Annotated in this window: 16 protein-coding genes, 1 tRNA gene and 3 pseudogenes; 14 read left to right on the forward strand and 6 right to left on the reverse strand. The window is 65.6% G+C overall.

Annotation, left to right across the window (positions count from 1 at the left end):
• Window positions 1-184: 184 nt before the first annotated feature.
• Together G6N45_RS24150 and G6N45_RS24155 are read left to right on the forward strand one after the other, a co-directional pair.
• Complete coding sequence (locus G6N45_RS24150) at window positions 185-2,767, forward strand: cation-translocating P-type ATPase (RefSeq protein WP_163725809.1); 2,583 nt, start codon at window positions 185-187, stop codon at window positions 2,765-2,767.
• An 82-nt stretch (window positions 2,768-2,849) separates the two neighbouring features.
• A complete protein-coding gene (locus G6N45_RS24155) occupies window positions 2,850-4,103 on the forward strand; it encodes an MgtC/SapB family protein (protein ID WP_163725811.1) in 1,254 nt (417 codons plus the stop codon).
• A gap of 28 nt (window positions 4,104-4,131) precedes the next feature.
• Here the strand turns inward: G6N45_RS24155 and G6N45_RS24160 are convergent, their stop codons facing one another.
• Window positions 4,132-4,392 carry an SHOCT domain-containing protein gene (locus G6N45_RS24160; protein WP_197746853.1) on the reverse strand — a complete coding sequence of 87 codons (261 nt, stop codon included), beginning with the start codon at window positions 4,390-4,392 and terminating at the stop codon, window positions 4,132-4,134.
• Window positions 4,393-4,604: 212 nt separating this feature from the next.
• Between G6N45_RS24160 and G6N45_RS24165 the strand changes: the two genes are divergently transcribed.
• Complete coding sequence (locus tag G6N45_RS24165; protein ID WP_163725813.1) at window positions 4,605-5,300, forward strand: hypothetical protein; 696 nt, start codon at window positions 4,605-4,607, stop codon at window positions 5,298-5,300.
• Between the two features lie 3 nt (window positions 5,301-5,303).
• Here the strand turns inward: G6N45_RS24165 and G6N45_RS24170 are convergent, their stop codons facing one another.
• Window positions 5,304-7,388: a heavy metal translocating P-type ATPase gene (locus tag G6N45_RS24170; protein ID WP_163725816.1), complete on the reverse strand. Its 2,085-nt coding sequence runs from the start codon at window positions 7,386-7,388 to the stop codon at window positions 5,304-5,306.
• Between the two features lie 154 nt (window positions 7,389-7,542).
• On the opposite strand from G6N45_RS24170, the gene G6N45_RS24175 reads away from it, so the two are divergent.
• From G6N45_RS24175 to G6N45_RS24185, 3 genes are read left to right on the forward strand one after another with little or no spacing between them, the layout of a single operon-like run.
• Window positions 7,543-8,097: a Chromate resistance protein ChrB gene (locus G6N45_RS24175; protein WP_163725819.1), complete on the forward strand. Its 555-nt coding sequence runs from the start codon at window positions 7,543-7,545 to the stop codon at window positions 8,095-8,097.
• A 10-nt stretch (window positions 8,098-8,107) separates the two neighbouring features.
• Window positions 8,108-8,716 (forward strand): phosphatase PAP2 family protein, encoded by a 609-nt coding sequence (locus tag G6N45_RS24180; protein ID WP_163725822.1) that lies wholly within the window; start codon window positions 8,108-8,110, stop codon window positions 8,714-8,716.
• 10 nt (window positions 8,717-8,726) lie between these two features.
• Window positions 8,727-9,986: an MFS transporter gene (locus G6N45_RS24185; protein ID WP_163725825.1), complete on the forward strand. Its 1,260-nt coding sequence runs from the start codon at window positions 8,727-8,729 to the stop codon at window positions 9,984-9,986.
• 80 nt (window positions 9,987-10,066) lie between these two features.
• Here G6N45_RS24185 and G6N45_RS24190 read toward each other — a convergent pair whose 3' ends face one another.
• Complete coding sequence (locus G6N45_RS24190; RefSeq protein ID WP_163725829.1) at window positions 10,067-10,732, reverse strand: GNAT family N-acetyltransferase; 666 nt, start codon at window positions 10,730-10,732, stop codon at window positions 10,067-10,069.
• A 370-nt stretch (window positions 10,733-11,102) separates the two neighbouring features.
• Between G6N45_RS24190 and G6N45_RS24195 the strand changes: the two genes are divergently transcribed.
• From G6N45_RS24195 to G6N45_RS24205, 3 genes are all read left to right on the forward strand, one after another.
• The gene (locus tag G6N45_RS24195) at window positions 11,103-11,984 is read left to right on the forward strand and encodes a helix-turn-helix transcriptional regulator (RefSeq protein WP_163725832.1); all 882 of its coding nucleotides are present in this window, start codon (window positions 11,103-11,105) and stop codon (window positions 11,982-11,984) included.
• A 132-nt stretch (window positions 11,985-12,116) separates the two neighbouring features.
• Window positions 12,117-13,097 carry an aldo/keto reductase gene (locus tag G6N45_RS24200; protein ID WP_163725835.1) on the forward strand — a complete coding sequence of 327 codons (981 nt, stop codon included), beginning with the start codon at window positions 12,117-12,119 and terminating at the stop codon, window positions 13,095-13,097.
• Window positions 13,098-13,412, forward strand: a complete 315-nt coding sequence (locus G6N45_RS24205) for a putative quinol monooxygenase (RefSeq protein ID WP_163725840.1) — start codon at window positions 13,098-13,100, stop codon at window positions 13,410-13,412.
• Here G6N45_RS24205 and G6N45_RS24210 read toward each other — a convergent pair.
• Window positions 13,412-13,901: pseudogene (locus G6N45_RS24210) on the reverse strand (alpha/beta hydrolase); the annotation flags it as partial. The gene G6N45_RS24205 and the pseudogene G6N45_RS24210 overlap by 1 nt on opposite strands.
• A gap of 1,290 nt (window positions 13,902-15,191) precedes the next feature.
• On the opposite strand from G6N45_RS24210, the gene G6N45_RS24215 reads away from it, so the two are divergent.
• The 5 genes and pseudogenes from G6N45_RS24215 (at window position 15,192) to G6N45_RS24235 (ending at window position 20,430) form a co-directional block, all read left to right on the forward strand.
• The gene (locus tag G6N45_RS24215) at window positions 15,192-17,906 is read left to right on the forward strand and encodes a tetratricopeptide repeat protein (protein ID WP_163725844.1); all 2,715 of its coding nucleotides are present in this window, start codon (window positions 15,192-15,194) and stop codon (window positions 17,904-17,906) included.
• Window positions 17,907-18,068: 162 nt separating this feature from the next.
• On the forward strand, window positions 18,069-18,311 hold the full coding sequence (locus G6N45_RS24220) for a hypothetical protein (RefSeq protein WP_163725848.1): 243 nt from the start codon (window positions 18,069-18,071) through the stop codon (window positions 18,309-18,311).
• A 109-nt stretch (window positions 18,312-18,420) separates the two neighbouring features.
• Window positions 18,421-18,543, forward strand: a pseudogene (locus G6N45_RS24225) (IS481 family transposase); the annotation flags it as partial.
• Window positions 18,544-18,680: 137 nt separating this feature from the next.
• Window positions 18,681-19,894, forward strand: a pseudogene (locus tag G6N45_RS24230) (IS256 family transposase); the annotation flags it as partial.
• A gap of 209 nt (window positions 19,895-20,103) precedes the next feature.
• Window positions 20,104-20,430 carry a type II toxin-antitoxin system RelB family anti-toxin gene (locus tag G6N45_RS24235; RefSeq protein WP_246229185.1) on the forward strand — a complete coding sequence of 109 codons (327 nt, stop codon included), beginning with the start codon at window positions 20,104-20,106 and terminating at the stop codon, window positions 20,428-20,430.
• Between the two features lie 85 nt (window positions 20,431-20,515).
• Here the strand turns inward: G6N45_RS24235 and G6N45_RS24240 are convergent, their stop codons facing one another.
• Together G6N45_RS24240 and G6N45_RS24245 are read right to left on the reverse strand one after the other, a co-directional pair.
• Complete coding sequence (locus G6N45_RS24240) at window positions 20,516-21,895, reverse strand: Shedu immune nuclease family protein (RefSeq protein WP_246228780.1); 1,380 nt, start codon at window positions 21,893-21,895, stop codon at window positions 20,516-20,518.
• Between the two features lie 153 nt (window positions 21,896-22,048).
• Window positions 22,049-22,122: transfer RNA gene (locus tag G6N45_RS24245), tRNA-Met, on the reverse strand.
• Window positions 22,123-22,160: the final 38 nt, after the last annotated feature.

The raw sequence follows: 22,160 nt of genomic DNA on the forward strand, positions 1-22,160 counted from the left end.
ACTGAAAGTGCAGTGAATTTGGCTGACATAAAGTCGGTCACCGCACCGGATATGTCCGGCCGTCACCAGTGACCATGACTTTCGGCTCTTGCTCGGTCGGCGGCGCGCAGGGTCGACTTGGGGAGGGCCGGTCTCTGGGGAGGTAGTCGATGGTCGTCACGATCGGTTCGTGGGGTGATCGGCAATGTCTGTAGAGGTAGAGCCGGCCGATCTCGGACTGACGGAGGAGCAGGCGGCTCGCCGATTGGCCGCGGACGGGCCGAATGAGCTGCCGACCGCGATGCGTCGCAGCATCGTTCGCGAAGCTTGGGATGTCATACGTCAGCCGATGCTGTTGCTGCTCCTCGCTGCAGGCGGGGTCAACTTCCTGCTTGCCGAACCTCTTGACGGTGCGTTGCTGATGGCGTTCGTCGTCGTGGTCGTCGCCATCTCGATCTACCAGGAGCACAAGACAGGGAAGGCGCTGGAGGCACTGCGCGATCTGTCGTCACCGCGAGCGCTGGTCGTGCGCGACGGAATGCAGAAGCGCGTCGCCGGGAAAGATGTGGTGCGCGGCGACCTGCTGATGTTGGCCGAAGGCGACCGGGTACCGGCAGACGCCGTCTTGGTGGACTGCGCGAGCTTCTCCGTGGACGAGTCGGCGCTGACCGGAGAGTCCGTACCCGTGCGGAAGGTCGCGATCGAGCGTTCCGAGAGGGGCGCGGCGATGGGCCGGCCCGGCGGTGATGCGACGCCGTGGGTGTTCTCGGGCACGCTCGTCGTCAAAGGACACGGCGTCGCGGTCGCCAAGGGCACCGGCGCCGAAACCGAACTGGGAAAAATCGGTGCGGCACTGCGAACCATCGAACCCGAGCGAACTGCACTGCAACGCGAAATCGACCGACTGGTGGGCATTCTCGCCGCCCTCGGGGTCGCCGCCGCAGTCGCCGTCGTCATCGTCTACGGGCTCACTCGCGGCAACTGGCTTGCCGGCACGCTCGCCGGTATCGCGACCGCGATGGCACTGCTACCTGAAGAGTTCCCGGTGGTGCTGACGGTCTTCATGGCCGTCGGCGCCTGGCGTATGTCGAAGAAGAACGTCCTCACCCGCCGCCCTCCGGTCATCGAGACACTCGGATCGGCCACGGTGCTGTGCGTGGACAAGACCGGAACGTTGACGTTGAACACGATGACGGTGCGCACTCTGATCGTCGACGGTCAGACCCATACATGTGACGCGGGACCGCTGCCCGAGAAGTTCCACACGATTGCGGAAATGTCGGTTCTCGCCTCGCCGGTCGACCCCTTCGACCCGATGGACAAGGCGTTCAGGGAGCTGGGCGACATATACCTCTCGGGCACGACACATCTGCACGAGAACTGGCGACTCGTACGCGAATACCCGTTGTCAGAAAAGTTGTTGGCCCTCTCGCACGTGTGGCGCTCGCCCGACGGTGGCCACTACGTCATCGCCGCCAAGGGCGCCCCCGAAGCCATCGCAGACCTCTGTCACCTCGACGCCGCGCGGCTCGCCGCGCTTACCGAGCAGGTGGAGGCGGCGACCGCCGACGGTTATCGGGTTCTGGCGGTGGCGTGCGCGCGGTTCGACAGCGCAAGAGCCCTCCCCGAAGGACCCCACGACTTCGATTTCGACCTGCTGGGCCTGGTCGGCCTGCAGGATCCGATCAGACCCGGTGTCGCCGAAGCCGTTGCGGAGTGCCGCAGGGCGAAGATCCGGACGATCATGATCACCGGAGACTATCCCGGCACGGCACTGGCGATCGCGCGCGACATCGGTCTCGACCACACCGCCGGCTGCATCACCGGCCGTGAACTCGAAAAGCTCTCGGAGGACGAGTTGGCCGACCGCGTTCGCTCGGTCAGTGTGTTCGCACGGATGGTGCCCGAGCAGAAACTCCAACTGGTGAGGGCGCTGCAGTCCAACGGCGAGGTGGTCGGGATGACCGGCGACGGGGTCAACGACGCTCCAGCGCTGCGGGCGGCCGACATCGGCATCGCGATGGGTGCGCACGGCACTGATGTGGCACGCGAATCGGCCGCGTTGGTGATCACCGACGACGATTTCAGTTCGATCGTGGGCGGGGTGCGCCAAGGGCGCGGCATCTTCGACAACCTTCGCAAAGCGATGGCCTACGTGATCGCCGTGCACCTGCCGATCGTCGGTATGTCACTGATCCCGCTGTTCGTCACCGACTGGCCGCTGGTCCTGCTGCCCGTCCAGATCGCCTTTCTCGAGCTGATCATCGACCCCGCCTGTTCGGTGGTCTTCGAGGCCGAGCAGATCGATCCGAAGATCATGGACGTGCCGCCACGTGACCCGAAGGCGCCGTTGCTCAGCGCAAGAGTTCTCGGAATCGCTGCACTGCAGGGGTTTTCGCTCCTCATCGCCACCGCAGGGGTGTACATGTGGGCTGTGCTCACCGAAAGGCCCGACTCGGTGACGCGCTCGGTGACCTTCGCCGCGCTCGTCGTGGGGAATCTGGCACTGATCCTGGTGAATCGATCCTGGCGGCTGCCCGTGTGGCAGACGTTCCGGGAACGTCGCAACCCGACGCTGAAGTGGATTCTCGGCGGGGCCGCACTGCTGCTGGTGGCGACGTTGACGATCCCGGCGCTGCGGGGCCTGTTCAATTTCGGGGCGCTCACGGCGACCGAGTGGTGCATTGCGGTCGGCGCCGGAATTGTCGCGGTCGCCTGGTTCGAGATCTACAAGATCACGGTTGCCCGGCCCTCCGCACAGTCCGTCGCCGCGGCGGGGACGCGGTGACGCCGGAGCGGTCCCGATCTGGCGGCATCTCGGTGGGGCTGCAGATCGGATCGCACGAGCCCTCCGCTGACAGGGAAAGGTGATGGCCTGGCAGGAGATTCAACCGTTCCTGGTGGCGCTCGCCGTCGGGTTGCTCCTCGGCCTGGAACGCGAACGCAGCCACAGCCGCAAGCTTCCCGCCGGGTCGCGTTCCTTTGCGCTCCTGGCGTTGGTCGGTGCGGTCGCGGCCAGTATCGACCCCTGGGCCGTGACATTGGGACTGGCAGGCGTCAGCGCGTTGATGACCGTCGCGTACTTCCGCGTGAGCGGCGACGACCCGGGAACGACCACAGCGCTCGCCGCGCTGACCGCCTACGTGCTCGGCGCACTCGCCTTCAGCCGTCCGGTCCTCGCTGTGGCACTCGCCGTGATCGTGGCGGGTCTGCTCGTGTCGAAGACGCGAATACATCGCTTCGCACGCGACATCGTGAGCGAGGTCGAATTAGAGGACGCGATCAAGTTCTTGGCGGTGGCATTCGTGATCCTGCCGCTGCTTCCGGATCGGGCGCTCGGACCATACGGTGTGCTCAATCCGGCGAAAGTGTGGCTACTCGTCGTACTGCTCACCGGTATCGGCTGGCTCGGTTACATCGGTGTCCGCGCGCTCGGTCCCGAGCGAGGCCTGCTGATCACCGGCCTGGCCGGAGGGTTCATCTCCGCCACCGCGACCACCGCGTCGATGGGCCGACTCAGCCGGACCACCGGCAGCGTGCGGGCCCCGTTGGCGAGTGCGCTTCTGGCGAGCCTGGCCACTTTCGTGCAGTTGCTCATCGTGATCGGCCTCATCGACATCGACGTACTGCGTCGCCTGTGGTTACCGGTAGCGGCCGCAGCGATCGTGCTCATCGGTGTTGCCGCGTTCGTCTATTGGCGTGCCGGTCGTGATGGAGACGGGACCGCGGACGGCGCCTGCGGAATCGGCGCGCCCGCAAGCCGACCGTTCGCTCTGCGGCCCGCCCTCATCCTCGCCGCGGTACTGACGTTCGCACTGCTTCTCGGCCGTTGGGGAGGCGATGTCCTCGGTCCCCAGGGCACCATCCTTGCCGCGTTCGCCGCGGGCCTCGCCGACGCGCACGCCGGAGCGGTGGCTGCGGCCAGCCTCGCCGCCAGGGGCGACGTCACCGCCGACACCGCGCTCCTCGCGATCGCGGCCGCGCTCGGTTCGAACCTGCTCGTCAAGACGATCCTGGCCTTCGTCGCCGGTGGGCGGCGATTCGGGCTTCGGTTCATTGCCGGAATGGCACCGCCCGCGGTCGTTTTCGGCCTCGTGCTGACCGCGGCCATCTCGATGCACTAGTCGGCGGGGGCGAGCCGTCGACGCATGCTCACCGGTGCTCCCGCAGCAGGGCCGCCCGGCGCCGGTACTCGTCCTCGTCGATCTCACCTCTGGCGAAACGTTCTGCGAGGAGATCCTCGGCGGACGACTTCGGGTAGCCATGTGATCGCCCGGCGCTCTGGCGAGGGCCGCCGAGGAACCGGATCGCGAGTACGATGCCGGCGATCACGAGCGCCCAGACCAGCACCATCATGATCGACATCAGAGCCCAGCCGCCCCAGCCCCACATCCATCCGTCTCCGTACATCATCGCGACAGTCCTTTCCGGCCGCGAGGTCCGGCAACGTCATGGCCTTCGGTCAGGATGCGCCCAGCAGGCGCGCAAATGTAGAGCAGATGGTCCCTTGCACAGCTGTTGGTGCCGCACTGGGGAGCGGCGGCGCATGACGAAGCGATCTCAGTCAGGCCGAGATCTGGTGTCGGACAGTCCACCGTTCGGCACAGAGCTGACACCATCGACCTGTGAGAGCCACGGCAGCGACGAAGACCGATGGTGGGCTTGCGGTCCGCCTCGCTGCGCTTGCTTCACTCGGTGCAGCGGTCATTCACGGTGCCGTGGTCCCCAATCACTGGCAGGAGTGGGTTCCGGCGGGGTTGTTCTTCGTCACGATCGCGGTGCTGCAACTGATCTGGGCCTACGCGGTGATCAGTCGCGCGACGGCGCCGGTTCTGGCCGCCGGGATCATGATCAACCTCGCAGTGGTTGCGTTGTGGGCGCTGACCAGGACAGCCGGAGCGCCGTTCGGGCCCCACGCCGGAGTGGCCGAAGTGGTCCAGGCTGCGGACCTGTGCGCGGCGCTGCTAGAGATCTACGTCGTGATGGGCGCCGGCTGGGCGTGGTATCGCAGTCACCGGGGGGACCTGATTCCCGGGTACGCGAACGCACTGATCCTGTTCGGCGCTGTCGCGGTCGTCACGCTGGCCTCCACCGCCGGGGTGGTGTCGGGGTTGCGGCACGGCCACCATGCGCCCCCGATGGCAGAGCCGGGTCACCACCGGCCGAACGCGGGGCACACGGATGCGCACCACGCACACACTCCCGAACCGCAGACTGCGGACGCCCCGGCCGTGCCCTTCTCACCCGAACCTGTCGCTGTCCCTGTCGCGCCGCCGGAGCCGTCGCACGACGGGCACAGTGATCATGACCACGCCGACTGACCTCTAACGCTGCAAAATGGCGCGGGTACTGGCCTCCGGTCTCAGATCGAGCCGACGCAGCAGCTGCGCGTTGAGCGCGACGACCACGGTCGACAGCGACATCAGAACCGCACCGACCGACATGGGCAGGACGAAGCCGATCGGCGCCAGGACACCGGCGGCCAGCGGCACCGAGATCAGGTTGTATCCCGCACCCCACCACAGGTTCTGCTTCATCTTGCGATAGGTGGCGCGCGACAGTTCGATCACCGACAGCACCGAGCGCGGATCGGAACTGGCCAGAATGACACCCGCCGAGGCGATCGCGACGTCGGTTCCGGCGCCGATCGCGATGCCGACGTCTGCCTGCGCCAGCGCCGGCGCGTCGTTGACACCGTCACCGACCATGGCGACCTTCTTGCCTTCATGTTGGAGCCCAGCCACTTTCGCCGCCTTGTCTTCCGGGCGCACCCCGGCGAAGACACGGTCGATCCCGAGTTCCCGGCCCACCGCATTGGCGACCGCTTCGGCGTCACCGGTGATCATGACCACCTCGATGCCGAGTTCATGCAAGGCATCGACGGCTTCGCGGGATTCGTGGCGGATCTCGTCGGCCAGGCGCAGACCGCCGACCACGGTGCCGTCCCGAACGACGTGCAGGATGATCGCGCCCTCGTCGCGCCAACCGGCGGCGGCGCCGACTTCGCGGGCACCGACCTCCTCGAGCAGGCGCGGCCCGCCCACCTGGATCTGGTGGCCGTCGACCTCGGCGGTGACACCGACCGCCGGTGAGGAGGTGAACCCGCTCGCGCGCGCCACGGAAAGTCCGCGCGCCTGCGCAGCGCGCACGATGGCCCGTGCCAGAGGGTGTTCGCTGTCGGCTTCTGCCGCGGCCGCCAGTGCAAGGACGGCGTCCTCGGTCAGATCGCCGACGGCGTCGATCGCGGTGACCGTCGGTTCACCCTTGGTGAGGGTGCCCGTCTTGTCGAACAGCACGGCGTCCACGGTGCGCATGCTCTCGAGGGCGAGCCGGTCTTTGATCAGAACGCCGCCCCGAGCGGCGCGTTCGGTGGCGATGGAGACCACCAGCGGGATCGCCAAGCCGAGGGCGTGGGGGCACGCGATGACGAGCACGGTGATCGCGCGCACGACCGCCGCGTCAGGCTCCCCGACCGATGTCCACACCATCGCGGTGACGGCCGCGGTGATCAGGGCGAACCAGAACAGCCAGCCCGCAGCACGGTCGGCGAGACGCTGAGCGCGTGACGAGGAGTTCTGCGCTTCGGTGACCAGGCGTTGAATCCCGGCCAGGGTGGTGTCGTCGCCGGTCGCGGTCACCTCGACCCGTAACCCCGAGTCGGTGGCCACGGTTCCCGCCGTGACCGCGTCCCCGACGGCGCGGGCGACCGTCCGCGATTCGCCGGTCACCATCGATTCGTCCATGGCGGCACGGCCGTCGACGATCGTGCCGTCGGCGGGGACGCTGCCGCCGGGTCGGACGATCACGACGTCGCCGACGCGCAGATCAGCCGGGGAAACGACGACCGTCTGGTCGCCGTCGATCTTCTCGGCTTGATCGGGGAGCAACGCGGCCAACGAGTCCAGCGCGGAGGTCGTCTGCGCCAGGGAACGCATCTCGACCCAGTGGCCGAGCAGCATGATGACGATGAGCAGCGCGAGCTCCCACCAGAATTCAAGCTCATGATGGAGCAGTCCGAGACTGGCGCCCCAGGACGCGAGGAACGCGACGGTGATCGCCAACCCGATCAGGAGCATCATTCCCGGCTTGCGAGAACGTATCTCGCTGACCGCCCCGGTGAGGAAGGGACGACCGCCGACGGCGTACATGACGGTACCGAGCAACGGTGCCACCCAGCGGACACCCGGGAACTCAGGGACCTGATAGCCCAGCAGCATCGCGAACATGGCCGAGAAGAAGACGACAGGGATCGCGATGACCACGTTGATCCAGAAGAGCTGTCGGAACTGGGCGACATGGTCGCCGTGGCCGGCATGACCGCCGTGACCGTCATGGCCGTCGTGTTCGGCGTGCTCGTCGGTCGGAGAGGTCGCTACTGCGGAGCCGTGGTGCTCGTGTGGCTGTGTCATGGCGCTTTCCTTCGCGACGGACGTGTGTTCGCGGACCACTGAGCCGACCATATACCCCTAGGGGGTATATGGTCAAGGCTGGCTGCCTCAGCAGCGTCGCCTGCCAGGAGCCAGTCGCTACGTCGATTGATGTAACTGGTGTTACATTGCCCCGATGGCACTCGACAACGACCCGACGACGCGATGGCTGGTGCTGATCGTGAAAGTGCCCGCCGAGCCGTCCCGGCACCGGGTCGCTGTCTGGCGGGAGTTGCGCCGGGCCGGCGCACTGCAGGTCGGCCAGGGGGTGTGGACGGTGCCGAACGTTCCGGTGTTCGCCGACGGTGTGGCGCGGGTGATCGAGTTGGCCGAACGCGGGGACGGCGAGGTGATGGTCCTCGACGCCGCGGGACGTCACGAGTCGGACGCGGCGCGCCTGGAGGCACTGTTCACCTCCGAACGCAGCGAGGAGTGGGCCGAGTTCCTGGCCGACTGTGCGAAGTTCGACGCCGAGATCGACAAGGAGATCGCCTCAGCCAAGTTCACCGTCGCCGAACTCGAGGAAGAAGAGCAGAGTCTGGACCGGTTGCGGCGATGGCACCGCGACATCATGGTCCGCGACGTGTTCGTCGCCCCGTCCGCCGCCGAAGCCGAGCAACGGCTCAAGGCGTGCGCGGACCGCCTGGCCGATTACACCGAACGGGTCTTCGCGGCCCTGCACCAGATGTGATGGCCCGCGCATGAACATCGACACCCGCCTCTTTTACGCCGTCAACGACTTCGCGCGGGACACACCGTGGCTGCACCCTGTTGTGTCCGGATACGCCAGCTACGGCGTCGTCCTCTTCGCGGGTCTCCTGTTGGGGGGATGGTGGATCGCCCGTCACGACAACGATCGCGGTCGCATGGTGGCCGCGGCGTGGGCGCCACTGGGCATGCTGTGCGCGCTCGCCATCAACCAGCCCGTTGCGTCGGCTGTCGACGAGACCCGCCCGTGCCGAGCACTTCACGACATCGTGGTGCTGCACTGCGGCAACGATGCAGGATTCCCCAGCGACCACGCCGTCATGGCGGGCGCGATCACCGCCGGGCTCTGGCTGGTCCACCGCCAGCTTGGCGTGCTGAGCGCCGTCGCCGCACTGGCCATGGCAGGCGCCCGCGTCTACGTCGGCGCGCACTACCCCGGCGACGTCATCGCCGGACTGTTGCTCGGGGCTGCGATCAGTGTGGCCGGGTACCTGCTTGTCCGGCCGCTGCTGCGGTGGTTGCTCGCACGTGCCGACCGCAGTCCACTGCGCATCCTGTTCAGACCAGGCGCACAGTCGACTCTCGAAGAATCCCGGACGTGAGAAACCCCCGATGAACGCCACACCGGACGGTCCGGCAACGGCCGCCGCGGGTCCGACGTCCCGAGGCCTGACACCGTGGCACTTCGTTCTGCTCTTCGGCATGGTGAGCCTGCTCGCCGACATGGTGTACGAAGGGGCGCGCAGCATCATCGGCCCTTACCTGGCGACCCTCGGAGCGTCCGCCGCGCTCGTCGGATTGGTCGCCGGTGCAGGCGAATTCATCGGGTACGCGCTGCGCGTCGTCTCCGGCTATGCCATCGCCCGCACCCAGCACTACTGGGCCTGGACCATCACCGGGTACGCCCTGACGGTGCTCAGCGTGCCGTTGATCGGGGTCAGCGGCTCCCTCGTGCCCGCGCTGCTGCTCTACGGCACCGAACGGCTCGGCAAGGCGGTGCGCTCCCCGGCCAAGGACACCCTGCTGTCGCACGCGTCCACCAACACCGGCCGCGGCAGCGCCTTCGGCGTCCACCAGGCACTCGACCAGACCGGCGCCATCGCGGGCCCCCTGCTGCTGGCAGCGGTTCTCAGCGCGCACGCCGGCGACTATCGGCTCGCGTTCGGGGTGCTCATCATCCCGGGCGTGCTGGTCCTGATCCTGCTCTTCTGGCTTCGCTTCCGTGTCCCGGATCCGCGCAGCTACGAGGAGCTACCAGCGCCACTTCCGTCCCACGACGCCGAGACGACGCGACGTGGCGGGATCGCGCGAGGGCTGCCCGTCCGCTTCTGGCAGTACGTCGTCACCATCGGCGTGCTGTCCTGTGGCGTCGCCGCCTTCCCGTTGCTGGCCTATCACGCTCAACGCACCGGCCTTCTCACTGATGCGCAGGTGCCCGTCCTGTTCGCGGTCGCGATGGCGGTCGACGGTGCGGCCGGGTTGGTGATGGGCCGCGTCTACGACAAGCGCGGGCCGCTCACCCTGCTGGCAGTGCCCGTGGCGGCCGCATGCTCGGCGGTGGCCTTCACGGACAATCCGGCTCTGGTGTGGATTGGCGTCGCAGTGTGGGGCATCGTCAACGGCGTCCTCGATTCCACGGTGAAAGCTGTTGTCACCGAACTGGTCCCGCCCGACACCCGGGCGATCGCCTTCGGCTGGCTGGCGCTGCTGCGAGGGCTCGCGCTGCTGATCGCGGGTGCGCTCCTCGGCGCCGCCTACGACGTCTCCCCCACGATCGCCATCGGGGTGATCATTGCGGCCAACGCGGTATCTCTCGTCGGCTTGGCGTCGGTCTTGCGGCGTCTCCATCCGGCCGTCCGGAATGTCTCCTGAGGAGCGCGCCGCCGTCCGGTGGGTGACCGACTAGACCATGGGGCCCATTTCTGGCTGATTCAGTACCGCGCGCCCATGGCCTATCCGGCGCGGGAACCCGGTGCGCGCACCACCATCGGCACGGCGGGGAAGTACGAAGCCATCTCGGAGCGTGACTTGCGCAACGCCGCGGTGCCGTAACCACGCCCCCGTTTCTCCGGATGGATCCAGACGCGAACGTTGACCTCGCCCATGAAGAGTTCGCCGAAAACCATCCCGACCTTCTCGTCGCCCTCGAGGACCACGAACCACGCCGCCTCCTCGGCGCTGACCCGGCCCTGCGCAGAGCCGATCTCGTTGTCGAGGTCTCCGGCTGGTGCGCCGGAACCGTCGCCGGCGGCGCCGACGTCCGCGGTGCGGGCGGCGAAGATGTCGCGGTCGGCGTTCGACGAGAAGGGCCTCAACTCCAACGTTTCGCCCGACGCGGCCGGTCGCTCGTTGAGGGTGAACGTCAGCCGACTGTTCAGGTCGTCGAGTTCGGCCTTGATCTTGCGTCGTGATTCTCGGGTGAGCTGCTCGAACGACATGCCGATGACGGCTTCGCCCGCACGTTGCGATGCCCCGAGAAGCTGCGACACCGCTGTCACCGCGGCCTGACGAGAATCGGCTTCGACGATGGCGTCCAGGAGTTCGTGACGGCGGTCGAGGGCGGTCAGAAGCGCATCTGCGATCTCGCGTCGTGCCGCAGCCTCGTCATGGTCGGTCATGACACTGAGCGTAGGCGCGTCGGGCGGCACAATGTGGTGTTCAGCGTGTGCCGGAGCCGTTGGATCCGGCGACAAGTGGTCTGCCTTCGGCACAACCCTGGCCGTACGGGAAGCTCATCGCTCAGCGGCACGCCGAAGCCGACGATCGCCGAATTGGCCTACGCCACCATCGGCCCCATAGCAGCGGCACGGGCCCGGATCGCGACCCGACGGCGCGGACGGTCACTATGGCGCCGGCGACACCGTTGAGTCCCTCGAAGCCATAAGGGGGAGGCAGCGCTGTTGGGGGTACTGCCGGGGAGCTGTTGGGGGTACTGCCAGGGAGCCCAACTTCGGTCGTCATTCGACCGGAATCGTGGACAATCGGCCTATGGACAGCCGTGCTGAGGTTCGAGCATTCCTGACCTCGCGCCGAGGCAAGGTCACCCCGGAGCAAGCCGGCCTGCCCGCGTACGGCACACGGCGAGTTCCTGGTCTGCGGCGCGGCGAGGTGGCCATGCTGGCCGGGGTGAGCATCGAGTACTACACCCGACTGGAGCGGGGCGATCTGCGCGGTGTGTCGGCCAGTGTGCTGGACGCGTTGGCTCGGGCGCTGCAGCTCACCGAGACCGAACACGACCATCTCCACGATCTGGCGCGATCTGCAAACTCCACGCCGACGCGTAAGCGTTCGACGGCCAAGACACCCGCCATACGCCCGAGTGTGCAACGCATCATCGGCGCGATGAATACACTGCCTGCCTTCGTTCAGAACAACCGTTTCGACGTTCTACTCGCAAATCCTCTTGGCCGCGCCTTGTATTCGGAGATGTTCGCCGACCCGGGCTGTCAACAAAACACCACTCGGTTCGTTTTCCTCAGCCCCGCCGCCCAACGGTTCTACGGCGACTGGGAACGAGTTGCGCGCGGAGCGGCAGGCGCCCTGCGCGTGGAAGCCGCCAAATCACCCTATGACCGGGAACTGTCGAACCTCATCGGCGAACTCTCGACGCGAAGCGACACCTTCCGGATGCTATGGGGGGCCCAGGATGTCCACGTGTTCCGCGACGGAACAAAACGGTTCCACCATCCGGTCGTCGGCGACCTGGAACTGCAGTACGAATCGCTGGACATACCTGGCGACACCGCCCTGACCATGGCCGTATACACCCCCGCTCAGGGCAGCCCGTCCGAGGATGCCTTGAAGCTGCTGGCCAGCTGGTCAGCCACCACCGGACGGTCAACAGACGTCAATGCGGATACGCAGCAGTAGGGGGTCTTTGTCAGTACCCCTCACAGCGTGGCCAGTCAGGTGCGGGGAATCGCGGGTTTCATGGATGGAGGCGACACGTTCAGGCGTGTCGCAGCAACCAGGAGCACTGACGAAGCAACGAGGAGAACGACGATGAAGAAGCGCAACCTGGGCCGCAGCGGCCTGGAAGTGTCCTCGATCGGTCTGGGTCTGATGGGGCTCACTTTTGGCTACGGACCGGCAGCCGACACCAATGACGCCATCGCTTTGATCCGGGCCGCAGCCGAGCGGGGTGTGACCCTGTTCGACACCGCCGAGGCCTATGGCGAAGCCAACGAGCGCCTGCTCGGCCAGGCGTTGGCCCCGGTCCGCGACACCGTGGTCTACGCCACCAAGTTCGGATTCAAGGACGGCAACTCCACCGCAGGGCTGGACAGCTCGCCCGAGCGGATCCGCATTGTCGCCGAGCAGTCACTCAAGCGGCTGCAGACTGATCGCATCGACCTGTTCTACCAGCACCGCGTCGACCCGAACATTCCGATCGAAGAGGTCGCGGGTGCGGTCAAGGAGTTGATCGCAGAAGGCAAGGTCAAGTACTTCGGCATGTCTGAGGCCGGCGCCGACACCATCCGCAAAGCCCATGCTGTTCAGCCGGTTTCGGCTTTGCAGAGTGAGTACTCCCTGTGGTGGCGCGAACCCGAACAGTCGGTCATGCCGACTCTGGAGGAGTTGGGCATCGGCTTCGTGCCGTTCAGCCCGCTCGGCAAAGGATTCCTCACCGGCGCCATCAACGAAGACACCCAGTTCGACAACAACGACGTGCGCAACGCGCTGCCCCGCTTCGAAGCCGAAGCCCGACAAGCCAACCTGGCTGTCGTAGCCCTGCTCGGCGAGATCGCCGAAGCCAAGGACGCCACCCGCGCCCAGGTCGCCCTTGCCTGGCTGCTGGCGCAAAAGCCCTGGATAGCCCCAATTCCGGGAACCACCAAGCTGCACCGCCTCGAAGAGAACATCGGCGCCGACGCAATAGAACTGACCGCAGACGATCTGCACCGCATCCACGAAGCCATCACCCAAGTAAAGATCCAAGGCGACCGCTACACCGCCCAGATGCAGAAAACCATCAACCGCTAAATGAACACCACCAAAACCCAAGAACGACACATCATCTGCACAGTACGCAGCATGCCGGCCCAGCGGGAAGCGGTAAAACGCCTGCTGCTGGAGCTGGTGGAGCCCGCCCGGCAGGAGGCAGGCTGCCTGTACTACGACATCTACCAGAACAGCGATGAGCCCGAATGCTTCTTCATCGTCGACGGGTGGGCGTCCGACGCCGCGATTGCCGAACATGCTGAACACCCCAACGTAACCCGTGTCGTCGCGCAGCTACTTCCGTTAGTCGAAGTTCCATTGCAGGTCATCACGAACTTCCGACTCACCGACCGCTAGGCGGCCGCGATGGCCGGTTCGACCACCGCGAGCCGGATGCCGATGGCGATCACCCCGCCCGAATACCCGACCGGGCCGCTGATCTGGGTAGTGAAAGCAGTGCCTCGAGGGTGGACTGCCATTTCGGCACCGCCTTCTCGACGACGAGCGGGAGGATAAGACGGTCGACGATGTCGTCGACCGGATGTCCGGCCGTCAACGCCCGGTGCAGATCGGCGCGGTCCGGCTCCGTGTCGGCCAGCGGTGGGCGCTCCCTGCTACCGGGGAGCTCGATGATGGCCGCGGCGAAGCCACTCGCCACGGAGCTCCCGGCTCGGCTCGCCGGCCGCGGGTACATCTTGCGTAATCCGCCCGGTCCGCCGGACTGGCCGAGCAGGATCAGCGGCGCAGGTGAGGATGCGGGCCTCCCAGGGCACCGGGAATGTAACCAAGGGCGAATGGGCGTTCGAGGCGGCCATCATCGAGGCGCCGTTCGGAAGTGAAGTGCATGGCCATGCCTTTCGGCAGTGCTCGTTTATCGGCGCTCCCGGACGACCTATCGCCCGACCGTGACCCCGAAGAGGAGCACCCATGTCGATACGTTCACGGGTACCACCTCCTCGTTCTCGCACGGTCTCCGAAAGTAGCACCGGTAGCGATCTACAAACGAGACAACCGCTGCCACGGCGTCCAACGCCGATCGCATCATCCCAAGGTGTCCTCATCGGGCACGAAAACGGCCCCCGGAGTATCTCCGAGGGCCGCTTCACTTAGTAGCGGGGACAGGATTCGAACCTGCGACCTCTGGGCCAGGGGGTTTCTCGACACCCACTGCTTCGCATTTGCGCAGCTCAGTGCGGGTGTGGACGTCCGGTCGGTCCCGTCTGATTGCACCCGTTTGGGAACGTTTCGCGGAGTTTTGTTCCCAAATTTGTTCCCAAATCACCAGTCTTTGCGTTCGATTGTTAGCTGGCGATCGTCGACGGCCTTGACCGTTGCGAGCAAACATATCCAGGCTGGTCCGCCAGAAACATGAGCTGCTCTGCAACACAGGCATGGATACTTTGCCAGAGAGCGGTTGCAAATCGACGATGGAACGGCAGCTAGCGCAGAGCGCCTTTGGTCGATGAAGACCAATATTGCCGCATACTGGATTGCCGACAATGGAGACTATTTCGATGCACAAGGGATGTGCGGAGGTCGCCGGGCAGCCGGTCGGCTGCGGTCAGAGTCTGCTTTCGGGCTTGATCTTCACTGTGCGATATCAGCGGGCGGCACGAACGAATTCGTTCTTGCCTCAGCCGGTATGGATTAGACGTGGCGATTGATGGCCATCGTGGCGACCACGATGCTTAACTGAGCCTCGATGGATTAACGCAAGTGTGGTAGATCGGGCCGGCCTGCAGTGTGTTTGGACATCCGGAGGCTCGTCGCGATATCCACGACGGGTGGGAGGCATCGGACGTACGTTGACTGCGCGCTTCAGTTGGTGGTTTAGCCCGTTGTCCAGCCCGCGGGGCGCGGGTCTTGGCCTCCAACGTGGGGGTGACCAGCGTCGCGCCGCCGGGCGAGCTGAACCTAGCGGTTTGAGTTTGACCGGGGCGTGTCCGTCGACGGCACGTCGGCTTTGCGGACCTGCTCGTCGATGCTGTGCGCCGAGCCCGATCTGCGCAGAATCGTTAGGAGACGATCCGATCCGGGATGTCGCGGGTCTCCGCCGCACTGGTAGTCGGCCAGGACCGAATCGCCCCATAACACCCAGTTCACGGCCCCTGCAGCCGCCAACAAATCGGGAGAAGCGTGAGCCAGTTCAGATTTAATGATGTGCAGGCCGGGCGGCGACAGCAGGCGACCATGGACGGTTCTAGTCGGATGTCTCGGGTGCGGCGTCTTCCGGCTGGCACGGTCCTCGGTATCGGCGCTGCGGTTGCGGCCGCTGCATATACCGTCTTGACTCTACTGGAGGCCCCGCTGTGGTCGCGCCTGCTCGCGACGATCGTTGTCGCTGGGGTCGGAGCGGCGGTAGCGCTCGAGAAGCTGGGCACCGACCGTCGGGCAATGAAGGCCTCAGAAGCGCAGAAGCGGCGGGAAGAAGCCGCGGAAGAGGCCAAGTGGTTACAGGCGGTCCAGGACTGCCTTCTATGGCCCTTGCCGAAGATTCGTGACGTCGACCCCTATGAGCAACTGGGTGTGGGCCGATCGCGGATAGCGGAACGCTACACCGCGGGCGGGGAAGGCGTGGCGCCATACGTCGATCGTGATATCGACAAGGTTGCCCGCAAACGTCTTCAATCCGATGGTGTGGTCCTGCTCGTCGGCACTCCGGTCAGCGGAGTCACGCGCACCGCCTACCAACTGGCCTTGACCGTACCGACCTCGCCGCGGGTCTTAGTTCCACTGGCGCCGCGTGGCCTAACGACTGCTGTGGGAGATCTCGACGTGCTATCGCGGGTCGCGCCCGGGACAGCGCTATTGCTGTGGCTCGATCGGGTCGACACGTTCACAGAGGAAGGGCTGACTGCGGCGATGTTGCGTCGCTGCAGGGAGGGGGCGCCGGGATTGCGGATCGTGGCGACGATCTCATCGATCCAATATGAAGTCTGGGCAACCAAGAACCCATCTGTTGTCGAAGCTTTCGGCGATCCGGTCCTACTGGAGCGGTTGCCGTCGGCCACGGAACTGGGCCGCGCTGCGGCGGCGTATCCGGGGGTGGATTTCAGCGATGGCATCGGGGCAGCCTTCACGGTCGCCGCGACACTGCTCAAGCGTTTGCGGGGTGGCGACCACAGTTGCCCATACGAGCCAGTCGGTGATGACTGTGCTCTGGCGCGGGTAACTGTCGAGATCGTCCTGGAGTGGACCTGCACCGACATTGGCCGTCCGTTGGGGATCGACCGGCTGGCTGCCCTGGCCCAGCATCGGCTGGCGCGGCATCAGAGGATCGAACCGACACATTTGGCCGAGGCCCTGAAGTGGGCCACCTCCCCCGTCGTCAGTGGCGCCTCGCTCCTGTCCCTGGTGACTGATAGCCCAGACGAGCCGGCTGTCGCTGCTCACCCGGGGATCACCGAGATCCGACGTGCTGAGGGGAGGGGTCTGACCGAGTCGGTGTGGATGAGCGCTCTCGAGACAGCTCACATCGCCAACGATTCCGAGGCGGTTGGACGTATAGGGTTCCGCGCCCACACCGACGGTGACCTCAGCGCCGCGGCTCGGGCGTGGGCGTCGGTGGCCGCCATCGACAACCCGGCCGCGGAATGGCTCTGGCAGGCCGCGGATTTCAGCTACGCACGTCACGATTCGACCGGAGAAGTTCCTCCGCTGCAGCGGTTACTTGAGCTCAGCGAAGCTGCCTACGGCCCAGACCACGCCAAGGTCGCGATGATCCTCACCAACCTGGGGAACGCGTTGGTTAGGCTGGGGGACCCGGCAAAGGCCCGCGAGCTCTACGAGCGGGCGCTGCGCATCAAGGAGCGGGAGTACGGCCCCGACCACCCCCAAGTCGCGACCACCCTCACGAACCTGGGAAACGCGTGGGGCGACCTGGGGCAGCCGGCCAACGCCCGCGAGCTCTACGAGCGGGCGCTGCGCATCGAGGAGCGAGAGTACGGCCCCGACCACCCCCACGTCGCAACCAGCCTCATGAACCTGGGGACCGCGTGGGCTGACCTGGGGCAGCCGGCCAACGCCCGCGAGCTCTACGAGCGGGCGCTGCGCATCGAGGAGCGGGACTACGGCCCCGACCACCCCCAAGTCGCGACCATCCTCATGAACCTGGGAAACGCGTGGGCTGACCTGGGGCAGCTGGCCAACGCCCGCGAGCTCTACGAGCAGGCGCTGCGCATTGAGGAGCGAGAGTACGGCCCCGACCACCCCCAAGTCGCGATCACCCTCATGAACCTGGGGACCGCGTGGGCTGGCCTGGGGCAGCCGGCCAGCGCCCGCGAGCTCTACGAGCGGGCGCTGCGCATCAAGGAGCGAGAGTACGGCCCCGACCACCCCCAAGTCGCGAGCACCCTCATGAACCTGGGAAACGCGTGGGGCGACCTGGGGCAGTCGGCCAAGGCCCGCGAGCTCTACGAGCGGGCGCTGCGCATCAAGGAGCGAGAGTACGGCCCCGACCACCCCCAAGTCGCGAGCACCCTCATGAACCTGGGAAACGCGTGGGGCGACCTGGGGCAGCCGGCCAAGGCCCGCGAGCTCTACGAGCGGGCGCTGCGCATCGAGGAGCGGGAGTACGGCCCCGACCACCCCCAAGTCGCGATCACCCTCAGAAACCTGGGGACCGCGTGGGCTGACCTGGGGCAGCCGGCCAAAGCCCGCGAGCTCTACGAGCGGGCGCTGCGCATCGTTGCCACGCAATTTCCAGGTGGTCACCCGATGATTGGCCGACTGATAGGCATAATGCGCGCGTACGACCCAGACGTGATCATTCTCGACGATGGCCGTATCATCGGCCGCACGGAGAGACAGGAGAATGCCGGGCCACCGACGGGCTGCAGTGAGGACAACTAGTAGCCCCGATGCGCTACGGGCGGTTGGAACCAGCGTCGACATCACGCGCAAGGTGCCCTCTCGGCCTCCAGGCCGGATCAATCCCCCATCCGCTCGGCCTGCGTCGTGTCAGCTAGAAGATTTGTGCACAAAGCACCCCGATCGGCCCGATAGCGTTGAGCCGTGCCCACATTGGTGTTGCACCTCGACACGGGAATAACAACCACCGAACGGGAGCGCATCGATCAGTACGCCCGCCGTCACGGCTACTTGATGGTTCCGGCCATTCTCGACGGCGATGTATGCGTCAAACTCATGCACGCCGTCACTGGGTCGCCACCGCCCAATACGTCTGAAGTGCGCTGTCGCCACCTGCATCCCGCAGCCACGAACATCAGCGAGCAGCGGTCGCGCGCAGAGGGCTAGATGTACTGACCACGGACGTTAGGTACGGCGTGGCGTGGTGACATGAAGAAGACCTCCGAGTGAAGTGCGAGCTGTCTAGGAACGCACCAACTCATCTCGGAGGTCTTCAGTGTCCCACCGTAATGCCCCGTTGTCAGAAACCGGTCGCCTGCGCCTGGCTCGGTGCATCGTCGAGGATGGCTGGTCGCTGCGACGGGCTGCCGAACGATTCCAGGTCGCCGTCACCACCGCCGGTTGCGTCCAGCAGAGTGGTGTATGAGTCGGACCTGATCAGCGGTACCGGCGTGTCGGAGCCGAGTGATTGAAGGTCATCGCGTGATTCTTCGAGAGACCGACCAAAGTCACTCGAGCAAAGAAGGAACACACGCGATGACCGCTGCCCACAATATCGACCTGCCGGCTGTGTTTGCCGAACGACTCACCACCTGCCACCCCGACGTGTTGCGTGAGCTGCTGTCCACGTTCATCCACACCCTGATGGGTGCCGAGGCCGATGCCCTTTGCGGCGCCGGTTATGGCGAGCGCAGCGCTGAGCGGACGAACTCCCGCAACGGGTAACGGCACCGCCAGTTCGACACCCGCACAGGTAGTTTGGATCTGGCGATCCCGAAGCTGCAGCAGGGCTCCTACTTCCCGGACTGGCTGCTCGAACGCCGCAAACGCGCTGAGCGGGCGCTGACCACGGTGGTGGCCACCTGCTACCTGCTCGGGGTATCACCCGGCGGATGGACAAGCTCGTCGAAACCCTGGGCATCACGTCGTTGTCGAAGTCGCAGGTGTCGGTGATGGCCAAGGAGCTCGACGCCGCGGTCGAGGCGTTCCGCACCCGCCCCTTGGATGCCGGCCCGTACACGTTCGTCGCCGCCGACGCCCTGGTGCTCAAGGTCCGCGAGCAGGGTCGTGTCGTGAACGTGCACGCGCTGATCGCGGTCGGGGTCAACGCCGAGGGCTACCGCGAGATCCTGGGCATCGACGTCAGCACCGCCGAGGACGGCGCGGGCTGGCTGACCTTCTGGCGGTCGCTGACCGCCCGAGGCCTCTCGGGGGTCAAACTGGTCACCAGCGACGCGCACGCCGGGCTGGTGGCCGCGATCGGGGCGACGCTGCCCGGGGCGACCTGGCAGCGCTGCCGCACCCACTACACGACCAATCTGATGGCCGTCACGCCCAAGTCATCCTGGCCGTGGGTCCGCACCCTGCTGCATTCGGTGTTCGACCAACCCGACTCCGAATCCGTTGCCGCGCAATATGACCGGATCATCGACGCGCTCGCCGACAAACTCCCCAAGACCGCCGAGCACTTGGAAGCCGCCCGACCGGACCTGTTGGCGTTCACCGCCTTCCCCAAACAGATCTGGCGCCAAATCTGGTCCAACAACCCCCAGGAACGGCTCAACAAGGAGATCCGCCGGCGCACCGACGTCGTCGGCATCTTCCCCGACCGCAACGCCCTGATCCGCCTCGTCGGCGCCGTCTTGGCCGAACAACGCGACGAATGGGCCGAGTCCCGGCGCTACCTCGGCCTCGACATCCTGAGCAAATCACGCGCCGTCAACGACACCCCAGCAGAACAGGAGGACACCCCCCGCGGCACTGACCGCCTGAACCATCACGACGAAGAATCACACGACGACGTCGTACACCACGCCCTTGGACTTGACCTCTTCGATCCCGAACGACAGGCGATCCTATTGCTTGGCGGCGATAAGGCCGGCGATTGGAAAGCTTGGTACGACAAAAACATTCCGATCGCAGAGCAACGATACGGGGCCTGGCTCGATATGGGAGGTGACTGACGATGGCACGCAGCTGGCGCGAGATCCGCGCGGAGGCGGTGAAGGAGGGGCGCGTCGACCCGTCTCAAGCGGATGCCTCTCGCAAGGAGCTGCACGGGTGGGTCCAGGCGCAGCGCCTTGCAGACATTCGCAAGGCACATCATGCCCGGCAGGCGGACGTCGCCGCGCTCATGGGTGTTTCGCAAGCCTGGGTATCGAAGCTGGAGAGCGGCGATTTGTCGCATACCGAGCTAGGCACGCTGCAGTCGTACGTGGCTGCCCTAGGGGGAAATCTGCGTGTCGTCGCGGAATTCGGCGATAGCACCGTGGAATTGCATGCATGACCCGGCGCTGCTTCCCGCCTCCACCAGAACAAGCCGCCGACCGAACTCAACCGACGTGTGCTGCCGACCTGGGCAAGCCAGCCTCTCAGAACGGCGCCTCGTCACCCCACGGGTCAGAGCTCTGGGCAATCGCAGATCCGGGGCTTGCCGGTCCCCACGGATCAACGTTTGACGCTTGTGCAGTCTCCGCAGTCTGTCCGGCCGGAGCTTGCGGCATCGATCCATCATGATCCTGAGGTTCGACGTCGTGCCGAACGGCTGCCTGCTCCTCGGCAAGCTTTACGTGCCACTCGGCACGGGCTAGGAGCTCGTCGTATGTTATGACCTCCGGCTCATGAAGATTGCGCCGAAATAGCTCGAAGCTATGCACCTTATCGTCTATTGGGCCACCTCCATCGCCTAACAACTGGCTCAACGAACCGACGATGAGAAACGAACGTGGTCGCACAACGAAGGTGCCGGTGCCCGTCCGCGAGCCATCCTCGGCCGAATCCTCGATGTAATCTCCGAGGTCGCGGACTGCCATTCGCACGGTCTGTTGGACCTGCACCACCGCCCCTGCCAGCTCGTTCGACGGCCGCCACACACCAGATCGGTATTCCTCGGCCAACAACTCCGTTCGGTGGTGCTTGATCTCAGCGAAGGCCAGCGATCGCACTATCCCGTTCGTACGCAGCAGCGCATCAACTCGTTTGCCGACCGTCGTTATATCGCTGCCGACCACGACTTTTTCAAGCTTGCCCTTATCCCAAGAAGTGAGTAGCTGCCCTCCGAGGCCTATACCAAGTACCCACGGGTTCGCCTCCAGCAGTCGCTGCCACGCACGTTCCGGCCCCCCGGCGGAGTCCTTCTCGACGTCGAACACAGCATCGTCCTCGAGCCACGTTCGCATCGTCGCTACGACCTCGCGTCTGTGCTGCAACGCGATGACATCACGGGCATCCGCGTCGCTCTGAATGAGTGCACGAAATCGCTCAGGATCCTGTGAATATGCGCGGCCCATCGCCCCTGGATCCGAGAAGAAATCGCGCAAAACCTGGTCGTCGACGTAAACGGTGCTTTCACCGTCGACCGGAATCGAATCCAGTGCCTTGATGAGATCGATCAACCGGGTCGACTGGTCGCGGTCGAGTTCGAGTACGGGCTCGAGCTTGGTTGCGTCTCCTGAAGTAGGCACCTTCTGAATCCGAATCTTGCGCACCGAACCAGCAGATCGCGCGACGTTGAGTTCGATCTGCTTGCGTCCGCCGGGCGTTGTGTAGACCACGTCCTTTGTCCATTCCCAGTCATCGTCATCTTCGGCGGGTACCTCGTCGAACACCTTGTGGATATAGCGCGCCTTCTGACCGGCGTCCTGACCAAATGTCATGACGAAACTCCGGCTGGCGTAGGTACGCGTCGTGAACCGCCCAGTCGCCCAGGTGACCTCGTTTGGCTCGGGCAACTCCGCGAAGGTAAACGACACTCGCCCCACCGTTCTCCTGTGGCGCCCGTGGACCTATGAGCCGACTACTCGCAAGGCACCTCTGAGCGTGTAGCCCGCCTAATGTTCCCAAAAGTGTTCCCAACCGGCATGAAAACGGCCCCCGGAGTTACCTCCGAGGGCCGTTTCACTTAGTAGCGGGGACAGGATTCGAACCTGCGACCTCTGGGTTATGAGCCCAGCGAGCTACCGAGCTGCTCCACCCCGCGACGGGTGAACGCTAGGTTACCGGTGTCGCCGCTGGCCC

This window comes from Mycolicibacterium psychrotolerans, from assembly GCF_010729305.1.
Classification (GTDB): domain Bacteria; phylum Actinomycetota; class Actinomycetes; order Mycobacteriales; family Mycobacteriaceae; genus Mycobacterium; species Mycobacterium psychrotolerans.